Source organism: Gloeothece verrucosa PCC 7822, from assembly GCF_000147335.1.
GTDB classification, from domain to species: Bacteria; Cyanobacteriota; Cyanobacteriia; order Cyanobacteriales; family Microcystaceae; genus Gloeothece; species Gloeothece verrucosa.
In genome coordinates this window covers 5863096-5875969 of sequence record NC_014501.1, presented here as the reverse complement: position 1 = coordinate 5875969, position 12874 = coordinate 5863096, and the positions used below count along the sequence as shown (strand labels likewise).

The following is a 12874-nucleotide window of genomic DNA, read 5'->3' as shown; positions in this document are numbered from 1 at the left end:
TCGCACTCACACGGCCAGAGATAGGAGATAAATAGACGTGGTAGTACAAATTAACCCGCAACAAAACTACGAAGCCAAAACCCAGGCAATCGCCAAAGAACTATTAGTCCAAACAAGGGAGAAAAAAGGACTATTAGCACAACTACAAGATCAGATGCGGTGGGATGACAAACTCTTGGGGTGGGCAATGGCCAACCCTAACTTACGGGTTCAATTATTCCGCTTCATTGATACACTACCAGCCCTACAAAGTAACGCTGAAATTGCTAACCATTTACAACAATATATGGGCGAGGAATCCGTAGAACTGCCGGGTGCGCTCAAAGGAATATTAAACTTTACCGATGCTCATTCTGCGCCGGCTCAACTGGCCGCAGTAACCATCAGTAAAGCAGTAGAAACCTTGGCCAGAAAATATATCGCCGGAGAAGACTTAGCCCAGGTGACCAAGACAGTAGAGCGGCTCAGAAAAGAGAAAATGGGCTTTACCATAGATTTACTCGGAGAAGCCGTTATTACCGAAGTAGAAACGCGAGTCTACTTACAAAGCTATCTAGATTTAATGGAACATCTAGTCAAAGAATCTCAGAAGTGGTCTAAAATCTCTGAAATAGATGAAGCCGATGGCGAAGCTTTACCGAAAGTACAGGTATCGGTAAAATTAACCGCCTTCTATTCACAATTCGATCCCTTTGATCCCACCGGCAGTAAAGAAAAAGTCTGTGAACGTATCCGTATATTATTACGCCGCGCCAAAGAATTAGGGGTAGCCGTTCACTTTGATATGGAACAATATGTCTATAAAGAATTAACCCTAGCCATATTAAAAGAATTATTACTCGAAGAAGAGTTTAAAACTCGTAGCGATATCGGCGTAACGATCCAAGCCTATTTAAGAGATTCCCAAAACGATTTAAAAGACTTAATAGAATGGGCAAAACGACGGGGTTATCCCATTACTGTGCGCCTAGTTAAGGGCGCATACTGGGACCAAGAGACGATTACATCGAGACAAAACCACTGGCCTCAACCCGTCTATAACCAAAAAGCCGCTAGTGATGTAAACTTTGAAAACCTCACTCAACTATTACTGGAAAATCATCAATATATATATAGTGCTATAGGTAGTCATAACGTCCGCTCTCAAGCTCATGCTATCGCCATCGCAGAAAGTTTAAACGTGCCGCGTCGTTGCTTCGAGATGCAGGTGTTATACGGCATGGGCGATCAACTGGCTAAAGCCTTAGTAAAACGAGGTCATCGGGTGAGAGTCTATGCTCCCTATGGAAACTTATTACCCGGCATGGCTTATCTGATTCGTCGTTTGTTAGAAAACACCGCCAATAGTTCCTTCCTCAGACAGAATCTAGAAGAACGTCCCGCAGACGAATTAATTGCTGCTCCTGTGGTGCAAGAAGAAAACGAATATACTAGCAAAAATGGGCAATTCCCCAATGCCGCCGATACCGACTATGCAGATGAAATCTTAAGAACCAAAGCTAAACAAGCCTTAGTTCAAGTGCGGAACTCGCTAGGAAAGACTTATTTACCTCTAATTAACGGGGAATATGTTCAAAGCGAAACCCTAATAGACTCGGTTAACCCCTCTAACCCGCAAGAAATAGTAGGCAAAATAGGCTTAATTTCCGTTGAACAGGCAGAAGAAGCCCTCATGGCAGCAAAAGCGGCCTTTCCGGACTGGAAAAAAAGGTCAGTCAGAGAAAGAGCCGGCATCTTACGAAAAGCCGCCGAAATCATGGAAAGACGGCGACATGAACTATCGGCGTGGGTTTGTTTAGAAGTGGGGAAAATCATCAAACAAGCCGACGCAGAAATTTCAGAAGCGATCGATTTTTGCCGCTATTATGCCTCGGAAATGGAAAGATTAGACCAAGGACATAACTATGATGTAGCCGGAGAAACCAACCGTTATATTTATCAACCGCGCGGCATCGCCTTAGTGATCTCTCCTTGGAACTTCCCCTTCGCTATCGCCGTAGGTATGACCGTAGCGGCATTAGTGGCGGGTAACTGTACCCTCTTAAAACCCGCCGAAACCTCTTCGGTGATAGCGGCTAAGATTAGCGAAATTTTAGTCGAAGCAGGTATTCCTAAAGGCGTGTTTCAATATGTGCCCGGCAAGGGTTCTCAAGTGGGTGCTTATATGGTGAAACATCCCGACGTGCATTTAATAGCCTTTACGGGTTCTCGGGAAGTGGGATGCCGCATTTATACCGATGCTTCCATCGTCCAACCCGGACAAAAACATCTCAAACGAGTGATCGCTGAAATGGGCGGGAAAAATGCCATTATTGTAGATGAAAGTGCTGATCTCGATCAGGCAGTAGTAGGAACCGTTTATTCGGCGTTTGGCTATAGTGGACAAAAATGTTCTGCTTGTTCTCGGGTGATTGTTTTAGAGTCCGTCTATGAGCATTTTATGGAACGATTTGTCGAAGCAACGCGATCGCTCAATGTGGGTGCGGCAGATCAACCCAGCACAGAAGTGGGTCCGGTAATTGATGCCACTGCTCAAAGACGAATTAAAGAATACATTGAGAAAGGCAAACAAGAGGCAGAAATAGCCTTAGAAAGAGAAGCCCCCGAAAGCGGCTATTTTGTCGGTCCGACGATCTTTAAAAATGTCTCTTCTAATGCGGTGATTGCCCAAGAAGAAATATTTGGTCCAGTGGTAGCCGTAACCAAGGTGAAAAACTTTGATGAGGCGTTAGCGGTGGCTAATGGGACAGAATTTGCTCTAACGGGCGGTTTATATTCTCGTACACCCGAGCATATTAAACGCGCCTATGAAGAATTTGAAGTAGGGAACTTATATATTAACCGAGGGATAACCGGCGCAATTGTGGCTCGTCAACCCTTTGGCGGCTTTAAGTTATCCGGTGTCGGTTCTAAAGCCGGTGGTCCCGACTACCTCCTGCAATTCCTCGAACCCCGTCATATTTCCGAAAATATTCAACGTCAGGGTTTTGCACCTATAGAAGGCGCTGAGTAGTTGATTTATTAGGGTGGGTTAGAGTCTTTCTAACCCATCTTTGGAAAATATCATTAATGCCAATTAGTACAAAAAAACTATGTTACTAGGCTGTAAAAACACTAGCTATAGTATTTGAAAATCTATTCAACTCTATATATACGGAGTTTACATAAACTCTAGTAACAAGTAATTTTATAGGATAAGATAAGGACAGACATTAGTGGCTTACAATGACTAATAATTCTGTTTTACTTAACAATAAAAAAAATATTAATAGACAAGATAGTATTATTAAACACAACAATAATACTTGGAGTAATGTTAACTTAACTAGCCTCAAGGATATATTATCGTATTTGTCTTATTTAAAAGCTAGAGAAGAAATTAGCGATAAAACGTTTGAAGCTTTAGTCAAATATACTTGCGCTAATTTTATAGAATATGAAATTGAACAAAAAATACAAACTTTGATAGAAAATAAGCTAGAAGATAAGCTAGAAAAATTTTTCTTAAAAAAGATTATTGTTAATTAAAACTGGTTTAACCAAATATCGGAAGCAAAAGTAATCATCTCAAACAATAAGGAATATACTATGGCAGAGGGAGAATCAGAAGGTAAGAAAAAAGAGTTAGAAAAAGACGAGGGTCAAGAAAATAATGATGAGGATACAGACTTAGAAGAAATAACTACAGAAATAGAAAATCTGCCCGCACCGATTAAAAGAGTTGTACAGGGAACCCTTTCAATGCAGCGTATTTCTAGTCCTTTTTCTCCTCTTCAAAATAAAATTACTGAATCTCATATTACTAAAATTCTTGAAATTACTGAAAAAGATGATGAGAGAGCTTTTTTAGATACTAAAGAAGAAAGAAAATACAATTTTTGGTATTTTGTATTCATTTTGGCTTTTTTAGTATTTATAACTGTATTTTTAGTCAACAAAGATATAACCCTATATCAAGAAATCTTAAAAATTATTATTATCTTTGGTGGTGGCTTTGGTAGTGGAATTGGATTTAAAGGATATTTAGATAGAAAGAAAAAATAAGATGAAAACTTTAATTAAATGGACAGTTGACCAATATCACCACTTGATTGAAACGGGTATATTAAGCAACCACCAGATAGAATTAATAGCAGTAGATATTATAAAAATGAGTCCAGAAGGGTCATTACACTACACAATTGCTTCCTCTGGTGCAGACTATCTTAAAATATTTTTCGGTTAAAATAAACTTATGAAATATCACGTTATTTATGATGGAAACTGTAATCTTTGTAGCAACTTTGTTCAACTCTTAGAACAATTTGATCAAGGACAGTTATTTGACTACATTCCCATGCAAGATGAAACCACTTTACAACAATTTGCCATTAGTGCGGCTGATTGTAATATGGGGATGATTTTAATTGATCCTAATAATACTCGTCGTTGGCAGGGAAGTGACGCGGCTGAAGAAATCATCAGTCTGTTACCGATGGGTAAGCTGTTTATTGATACATATCGCCTTTTACCGGGGATGAAATGGATCGGCGACCGCAGTTACGAACAAATACGAGATAATCGTTATAGTTGGTTTGGCAAACGAGCGGCTACTTACCATTCTGCTTATCCGTTTGGTTGTCGCGTGGAGGGGAATGGTTAGCTGTTGAGGGGGTGGGTTACCCCCACTAGGAAGTTTAAGGCGCATTATCCCACTCAGGAGACAAGGTTTGATAATCGTATTGTTGTGCCCTAGGATGACAAGTCACACAAGTTTTAAGCGTAGAAGGTTTCGGTAAATCTACCCGAGGATGAAGCGCTTTAAAATAACGAGATTGAGAGATATATAGTGGCACGGGTTCATCTCTTGATACCGGGCGAGAAAAGGTGGCCAAATATTCCCAAAGTAACACTTGAGTAATGCGAATCATATCCACAGAAGTTCCATAATGTCTATCGGGTTTTTCTAAAATAGACTTCCAACTTTCTGAAGGTAAAACACTAGGAGAAATGGGAATATGACAACCCGAACAAGTATCAATATACAATTGTTGAGCCGTTTTATAACGTTCCAAAATGGAACTCGCCAATAAAGAAGGGTCACGGTTGGTCAGAGAAAGCGGCGAACCGGTATCAGTAGAATGATTAATGGCTCTAGCAATACCTATCCCTAAAGCCATACTCCAAAAACCCATTAAAAGTAAAGACAAGAGCAATAAACCTTTTTTTCTAACTCCTAAGTTACCGGTTAATTGAGAGCGTTTTAGAGAGCGGTGAAACCCGAGCAAATTCAACATTAGTCTTGTTCTAAATCAGGACTTTTTCTATCGCGACAGAATCTAACATTTTCTTAACGATAGTGCGAGCATTACGCCCACTTGCCGGAATAAGACGATGAGAAAAGACATGAGGTGCCAAAAATTTGACATCATCAGGAATAACATAATCTCTATCTCTCAAAAAGGCCAAAGCTTGAGCCGCTTTTTGTAAGATAATGGTTCCTCGGGGACTAATACCCAAGGAAATCTCTTCATATTCACGGGTTGCTCTCACCAAATTGAGGATATATTGTTGTAGCTCTCGGGTGACTTTCACCTCACTGACCAATTTTTGTAAGTCCTTCACCTGTTCGAGGGAAATACAAGGCTCTAACTCCTCAATAACTGGGTGACTCAGATGTTTTTGTAGCATCTGTAATTCCTCTAGCTCAGAAGGATACCCTAAACTGAGGGAGAGGGTAAAACGGTCCATCTGCGCTTCGGGTAAAGGAAAAGTCCCTTGATACTCAATGGGGTTTTGGGTAGCGATGACAAAAAACGGTTGAGGGACTCGGCGGGTTTGTCCATCCACCGTAATTTGTTTTTCTTCCATGACTTCTAATAAGGCCGACTGAGTGCGAGGAGTGGCGCGGTTAATTTCATCCGCCAGCAGGACATTGGTAAAAGCCGGACCCGGCAAAAATTCAAATTCTCGGGTGCTAGGGTTCCAAATATTGGTTCCTGTGACATCGGTTGGTAATAAGTCGGGTGTGCATTGTATGCGTTGAAATTGACCATTAATAGAGCGAGCTAAAGATTTAGCGAGTAAGGTTTTACCCACACCCGGCACATCTTCTAAAAGCGCATGACCGCCACTGAGTAGGGCCACCAAAACCAGGTCAATTGCTTCACTTTTACCTACTATACTCAGACTTAGGTTATCTTTAAGGGCGAGGATGTTTTCTCTCATAAAGGTTAAATTAGTTTTCAAGCCGGCGAGAGTAGAGACATTGGAGACAACATCTTTACTGCTATTAATTTTCCCGATTTTGGCTCTTGAGTTTACATCTAACCCGTAAGAATTTTCCGAGCAAGTTGACAATCTTCTGTAATCTGAGCTTTTAGCGCATCTAAAGAGGGAAATTTGGTTTCTGGGCGGAGAAATTGTTCTAAGCTAACGGTTAAAGATTTACCATAAAGGTCTCCTGACCAATCTAGCAAATGAACTTCAACGGTAGGTCCTTCTCCTTGTACAGTGGGACGATAACCAATATTCATCACCCCATTGAAAGAGGTTTTCGGGTTATCCTGAGTCAGGTCATCTTCTATTTCCACTCGCACACAATAGACCCCATAACGCGGCAATAGTTTATGGCTGGGTAAGTCTAGATTAGCCGTTGGGAAACCGATTTTTCGGCCTAATTGTTGTCCTTTGATAATGGTTCCAGTTAAAGAGTAGGGTCGTCCTAGCATTCCCTTTGCTGCTTCTATATTACCATCTGCTAGGGCTTGACGTATACGAGAACTACTAATTCTTAATTCTTCACTGTTGCAAGTTTGTAGGCCGGTGATGATGACTTCAATCCCAAATGGAGAGGCCAGTGCCTCTAACTCGCTGGCACCTCCTGCGCGTTGATGACCAAAGCGAAAATCTTCTCCCACACAGATTCGCGCCGCTTGCAGTTTTTGCACAAGAATCTGTTCGACAAACTGTTGAGGACTTAAAGCGGCTAGTTCTCGATCAAAAGGTAACAAAACCAGTTGCTTGATGCCAATTTGTTCTAATAATTTAACTTTTTCGGGTAATGGAGTGAGACATTGGGTTTTTTGTCCACTAAAAAACTCTCGGGGATGAGGATCAAACGTCACCACCGTGCTATGGAGCAAGGGATCTTGTTCTCGGGATTTTTGGACTAGGGAACTACTCGATTTTGTCCAAATGGAGCTAATCACTTGTTGATGGCCAAGATGAATGCCGTCGAAGTTGCCGAGGGCAATAGCCGTTGGCGTTAAAATGAGATCGCTTGATGATTTAACTAACCACACGCTGCTCGATTTTGACCGATTTTGTCATAATTGTTTAAGTTGTCACACGGGTTTAACCCCCATTCTGTAAACAATTGTAACAGCATCAATCCCACCAAAAGCAAATATATTTAGGTTGGTCGATCCCGGTTAGAGGTTAGCCACTGAGGAGGCGGCTTTTTCTGGGGAGCTAGGAATTAACTCGATAGCCATTCCTTCCCGGGCTAAAATCGTATGAGGAAAAGCGAGACTAGCTTTTTCGCCAATACGGTCCAAGAAATTATCGTCATGGGAGGGGTCATGATGAAACAGAACTAATTGTTTAACATTGGCCGCCTGAGCGATTTTGACGGCCTCCTGCCAAGTGGAGTGTCCCCAACCGACTTTACTAGACTTAGGATTATGGTATTCTTCATCAGTGTAAGTCGCATCAATAATGACCACATCAGCATTGCGGGCCAACTTGAGAACATTTTCATCTAATCTGTCGGGAAAATGTTCTGTATCAGTCAGATAAGCCGCCGATAGTCCACGCCAGTTAATCCGATAACCAATAGCTTCACCAGGATGATTGAGACGGGCCGTTTCTATTTCCACATCCTCTAGTTGTATAGATTCTCCGATCTCGAGGTCATAAAATTGCAATTGAGCTTGCATAATTTGTAGAGGAACCGGGAAATTCGGGTGTAACATTTGATCATGCAGACGTTGTTGCACGGTCGCGCCGTTGGGGGCAGGGATGCCATAAATTTTGAAGTGGTTCCCCGGAATAAAAGCAGGAACAAAAAAGGGAAATCCTTGGATATGGTCCCAGTGGGAGTGGGTGAAAAATATATGACCATTGACCGGCAATTTTGACAGAAGGGACTCTCCTAAAATACGTATTCCTGTACCTCCATCAAAAATCAGGCGTTGTAAACCCACTTTCATTTCTACACAAGAGGTATTACCCCCATAACGGACAGTATTAGCACCCGGGCAAGGTATACTTCCTCTAACTCCCCAGAATTTAATATGAAATCGATTACTGTCAAGGGACATAAGTTTTGAGATTAAGCTGATAATCTAAGCCTTTATAATAGTCAGATTAACATTTAACTTCCCCATCCGCGACCTTATCGGCTCATGGTCTTTACGTGTTTGTGATCATTGACATTAAAGGCAGTTTATGTTATGGCCTATTAAAAATAATTCTCAAGTTTTGTAACTTTTAATAAACAGTTAGGTAAACCATTGCTAAGAGCTTGGTAGACTAAAACCTAATCTCCTGCTCGGGATCTGTGCAGTCCTATAAATTAATCGTCTTACCTGTTTTATTGGAAAAACTTGTATAACAATATGGTCAATACCCTAAACAAAGCAGAATTTGAAGAACTTCGCCCTGGGATTAAAGTCCCAGCTAAGGAAACTATTTTAACTCCTCGCTTTTACACTACTGACTTTGAAGCGATGGCCAAGATGGATATCTCTCCTAACGAAGAGGAGTTAAGAGCGATTCTCGAAGAGTTTCGGGCTGACTATAATCGTCATCATTTTGTTCGCAATGAAGAATTTAATCAATCTTGGCATCACATCGACGGGGAAACTCGCCGCTTGTTTGTGGAATTTTTAGAGCGTTCTTGCACAGCCGAGTTTTCCGGCTTCCTCCTCTACAAGGAACTCGGACGGCGATTAAAAGATAAAAGTCCGGTTCTGGCAGAGTGTTTTAACCTGATGTCGAGAGATGAAGCGCGTCATGCCGGCTTCCTCAATAAGGCGATGTCAGATTTTAATCTTTCTTTAGACTTAGGATTTTTGACTAAGAGCAGAAAATATACTTTCTTTAAGCCTAAGTTTATTTTTTATGCCACCTATTTGTCGGAAAAAATTGGTTATTGGCGTTATATCACCATTTACCGTCATTTAGAGCAACATCCCGAAGACCGGATTTATCCGATTTTCCGCTTTTTTGAAAATTGGTGTCAGGATGAAAACCGTCACGGAGACTTCTTTGATGCCATTATGAAGGCCCAACCTAACACCTTAAATGATTGGCGTGCTAGACTGTGGTGTCGCTTCTTCCTGTTGTCGGTGTTTGCTACCATGTATCTCAATGATATTCAACGCGCCGATTTTTATGCCTCTATTGGCTTAAATGCGCGAGAATATGATAAATATGTGATTGAGAAGACTAATGAAACCGCCGGGCGAGTTTTCCCCGTCATGCTCGATGTGGAAAATCCTGAGTTTTATCAGCGTTTGGAAATCTGTATCCAAAATAATGAAAAATTACGCGCCATTGATAGTTCGGATAGTCCTCAGCCGCTAAAACTATTACGCAAGTTGCCTTTATACGCTAACAATGCTTGGCAATGTCTGAAGCTGTATTTAATCAAACCCATTCGGGTTGACCACTTGGCGGGAACTGTTCGCTAAGTTTTAGCTTCTTTTAATAATATTTCCTGGGGGTTCGTCTAATGACCAACCCCTATTATATCTATGATTAAAAATAAAAAAATTTATGGATGTTCAAAAATTTATTAATCAATTATCAAGGGGTTATGAAAATTGGGCAAAAGACTCTATGTCTCCTAAACCGGGACAATTTGACTCGGTTTTAAAAAAATCCCAACCTCAAGTGCGGAACTCGTTCGGTCCCCCAGTTAATCCTAACCTTTTACCCTTGTTAAATAACGCTGTAGCCTGTTTAGAAAAACAAGAAGTTTATTGTCAGTTGGGATGTTTAGGAAAAGTTTCTTTAATGGGCGCACTTCTAAACAATTCAACAGCAATGGCTTATGCTGTGGATAATTGTACAGCCTTAGAACAAGCAGAGGAATATTTAGCCGATTTAAATCAAAACATCGTCTATTTTAATTTAGAAGAGCAAGTTTTTTTCTGTGATCAAGATGTAGCCGAGTTTTTGGTCGAGTTCAGAGAAAATAAAATAGAAGATAAAATAGGAGTCTTATATTACGATAGTTATCCGGAATATAGAACAGTGATGTCAAGCTTAGTCTTGGCTAAACCATGTTTATCAGAAGAAGCCTTAATTATTGTCGCAAATACTCAGGAAAAACCCGTACAACAAGCTTTAGAAGATTTCGTTTTATCTCAGCCTCAATGTCAGATTATATTGCCTTGGCAACTTTTAAATCATGGAATTCCCGCCCTAAAAAATATTTGTATTTTATCTTGGAATATCGCTCAACAAGACTATTCATCCCTTTCTCAATCTCTGATTCATTCAGACAAAAAACTTTTTCTCAATGTGGGTTCTGGTCCTAAAAATCCGGCCCGAATCCCGAAAATTTTTCAAACCGATGAATGGCAAGAAATTCGACTCGATAGTGATGCGGCTGTTGAACCGGACCTAATTGGCTCAATGACTGATCTCAGTACGGTTCCGGATCAATCGGTTGATGCGCTCTATTCCTATCATAATCTTAAAGCGCTTTATCATCATGAAGTCCCGCTCGCCCTCAGTGAATTTAGGCGAGTGATCAAAACCGAGGGATTTGCTGTTATTACTTTGCCCGATATCCAGAAAGTAGCTGAATATGTCGCTCAAGGCAAAATAGAGGAACCTTTATATACCTCTCCTGCTGGACCGATTACGCCTATTGATATTCTATATGGGTTGGGAGCCGCCCTCGCTACAGGTAATACCTCTGCCGCTCATAAAACCGCCTTTACTCCTAACAGTCTTAAACAAAAAATGGAGGCAGCCGGATTTCAAGATGTTAAAATCTCTGAAGACGGCTTTAACTTTTGGGCACTGGGATATTGTTACGAGAAAAGCCGTTCGAATCTTGAGCCAAAAAAGGTCAATCAAGAAAAACCCGAAAAGAAACCCCCTCTCAGTTATAGTTCTTTGCTCAATTTCTTAATCGCTACGCGAGCGAATTTACAACAGAAAGAAGCGGATTATTATAGCCGCATTAATTATGATTTATTAATTCAAATTCCCAGTGATGCTAAAATTATTGTTGAAGTGGGTTGTGGGGCGGGGAGTCTCGGTCAAGAATACAAAAAAATTAACCCAAATAGTCAATACATTGGCATTGAGATCAACCCAGAAGCAGCCGCTATTGCCGAGCCAAAATTAGATCGGGTGATTATTGGTAATATTGAAGACTTAGAAAATAACAAACTAGACATCGGTGAAGGAACCGTAGACTGCTTAATCTATGGCGATGTTTTAGAACATCTCGTCGATCCTTGGCAGGTGCTTAAACAACAGACAAAATGGCTAAAAGAAAATGGACAAGTGATCGCTTCTATTCCCAATATTCAACATTGCAGTATTTTGGTTCAGTTATTTCAAGGTCAATGGAAATATGAAGATGAGGGCTTACTAGACCGAACCCATCTACGCTTTTTTACCCGAAAAACCCTTGAAGAACTTTTTAATTATTGTGGACTCAAGGTTTTTGATTGCAAAAGTCGCGTCATTAGGCCGGCTTCACAAGAGTTGTTGCAAAGTTTCCAGCCGATTTTAAATTTATTAAAGGTTTCTTCTGAGACTTTTTCTTCAGAAATAAATTCCTTTCAATATATTCCCAGAGGCATTAAATCTTCTAGTTCTTTACGCCCGGTTCTGATTCATTCTCGAGTCAGTCAGACAATCTGCAAATTCATGCGTGTTGAATTTCCTAATGATTTTTTAGCCACTATTCCAGGGGTTAAAACTTTGTATGAACAATCGAATGATATTGATCCCATTGATTTTGAAGGAAGTAAAATATTTATTTGGCAACGTCCCTTGCTTGATTATTCGATTTCCCTAGAAAAAATTGTTGAAATTCAAAAGAAACTTTTAAAATCGGGCTATTTAATTATCGCTGAAATCGATGATGACCCTTGGGCTTGGCCTGAAAAAACAGCACAACAATTTGCTCAGTTTTTAAACACCTGTCATGTTGTTCAAGTGTCTACTGAAACTTTAGCAGAGGACTTACGAAAACGCTTTCCACAGGTTCTACTCTTTGCTAATTATTTACCTTATTTACCCTCTCCACGCGATTTTAACCCTGAAAATACATCCACTCCTGTTAAACTTCTATTTGCGGCTCAAAATAGAGCCAACGATTGGGAACCAATTATGCCGATTATCAATCGGATTTTAGAAACTTATGGCGAGAAAGTGATGGTAAATGTTGTGCATGATAAGTTATTTTTTGAGGCTTTAACAACGGAGCATAAACAATTTGAACCTTGGTGTACTTATCCTCGGTATTTGCAGATTATGAGAGATTGTGATCTGGCTTTACTTCCTTTAGAGTCAAACCGATTTAATTCGATGAAATCGGACTTAAAATTTTTAGAATGTGCCGCTAATGGTGTGGTGGCTTTAGCGAGTCCTACGGTGTATGGAAAATCCATCATCAACCAAAAAACGGGAATGATTTACGCTTCTTTAAAAGAATTTGAAAAACAATTCGCGCAACTGCTCGCTGAACCTAAATTGCGCTCTGAAATAGCAACTAATGCTTACAATTGGGTTAAAGAGAATCGATTATTGTCACAACATTATCGCCAAAGATACGAAAAGTATCTTCAAATGTATGATGCTTTATCTGAACTAAATGAAGAATTACGTCATCGAGTGCCAGAATTATTTAAGTAGTGCG

11 protein-coding genes are annotated in these 12874 nt (G+C 40.4%); 7 read left to right on the top strand and 4 right to left on the bottom strand.

All coding sequences use genetic code 11. The annotated features are described in order from the left end of the window. Positions 1-37 precede the first annotated feature (37 nt). From pruA to CYAN7822_RS26375, 5 genes are all read left to right on the top strand, one after another. Positions 38-3013: an L-glutamate gamma-semialdehyde dehydrogenase gene (gene pruA / locus CYAN7822_RS26395; protein WP_013325319.1), complete on the top strand. Its 2976-nt coding sequence runs from the start codon at positions 38-40 to the stop codon at positions 3011-3013. Positions 3014-3225: 212 nt separating this feature from the next. Further along, a complete protein-coding gene (locus CYAN7822_RS26390; protein ID WP_013325318.1) occupies positions 3226-3528 on the top strand; it encodes a hypothetical protein in 303 nt (100 codons plus the stop codon). Positions 3529-3588: 60 nt separating this feature from the next. Beyond that, positions 3589-4044, top strand: a complete 456-nt coding sequence (locus CYAN7822_RS26385) for a hypothetical protein (RefSeq protein WP_013325317.1) — start codon at positions 3589-3591, stop codon at positions 4042-4044. Between the two features lies 1 nt (position 4045). After that, entirely contained in the window at positions 4046-4225 is a 180-nt protein-coding gene (locus CYAN7822_RS26380) for a hypothetical protein (RefSeq protein WP_013325316.1), read from the top strand. A 9-nt stretch (positions 4226-4234) separates the two neighbouring features. Then, a complete protein-coding gene (locus CYAN7822_RS26375; RefSeq protein ID WP_013325315.1) occupies positions 4235-4642 on the top strand; it encodes a thiol-disulfide oxidoreductase DCC family protein in 408 nt (135 codons plus the stop codon). 34 nt (positions 4643-4676) lie between these two features. Here CYAN7822_RS26375 and CYAN7822_RS26370 read toward each other — a convergent pair whose 3' ends face one another. The 4 genes from CYAN7822_RS26370 to CYAN7822_RS26355 all read right to left on the bottom strand — a co-directional run bounded on the left by CYAN7822_RS26370 (position 4677) and on the right by CYAN7822_RS26355 (position 8303). Next, on the bottom strand, positions 4677-5276 hold the full coding sequence (locus CYAN7822_RS26370) for a low-redox potential cytochrome (RefSeq protein WP_013325314.1): 600 nt from the start codon (positions 5274-5276) through the stop codon (positions 4677-4679). Positions 5277-5286: 10 nt separating this feature from the next. Beyond that, positions 5287-6207 (bottom strand): AAA family ATPase, encoded by a 921-nt coding sequence (locus CYAN7822_RS26365; RefSeq protein WP_013325313.1) that lies wholly within the window; start codon positions 6205-6207, stop codon positions 5287-5289. 98 nt (positions 6208-6305) lie between these two features. Then, positions 6306-7283, bottom strand: a complete 978-nt coding sequence (locus CYAN7822_RS26360) for a bifunctional riboflavin kinase/FAD synthetase (protein WP_013325312.1) — start codon at positions 7281-7283, stop codon at positions 6306-6308. 129 nt (positions 7284-7412) lie between these two features. Then, the gene (locus CYAN7822_RS26355; protein ID WP_013325311.1) at positions 7413-8303 is read right to left on the bottom strand and encodes an MBL fold metallo-hydrolase; all 891 of its coding nucleotides are present in this window, start codon (positions 8301-8303) and stop codon (positions 7413-7415) included. A gap of 297 nt (positions 8304-8600) precedes the next feature. Here CYAN7822_RS26355 and acsF point away from each other — a divergent pair, with 297 nt between their 5' ends. After that, the gene (gene acsF / locus CYAN7822_RS26350) at positions 8601-9677 is read left to right on the top strand and encodes a magnesium-protoporphyrin IX monomethyl ester (oxidative) cyclase (RefSeq protein WP_013325310.1); all 1077 of its coding nucleotides are present in this window, start codon (positions 8601-8603) and stop codon (positions 9675-9677) included. Between the two features lie 85 nt (positions 9678-9762). After that, positions 9763-12870 carry a methyltransferase domain-containing protein gene (locus CYAN7822_RS39655; RefSeq protein WP_013325309.1) on the top strand — a complete coding sequence of 1036 codons (3108 nt, stop codon included), beginning with the start codon at positions 9763-9765 and terminating at the stop codon, positions 12868-12870. Positions 12871-12874: the final 4 nt, after the last annotated feature.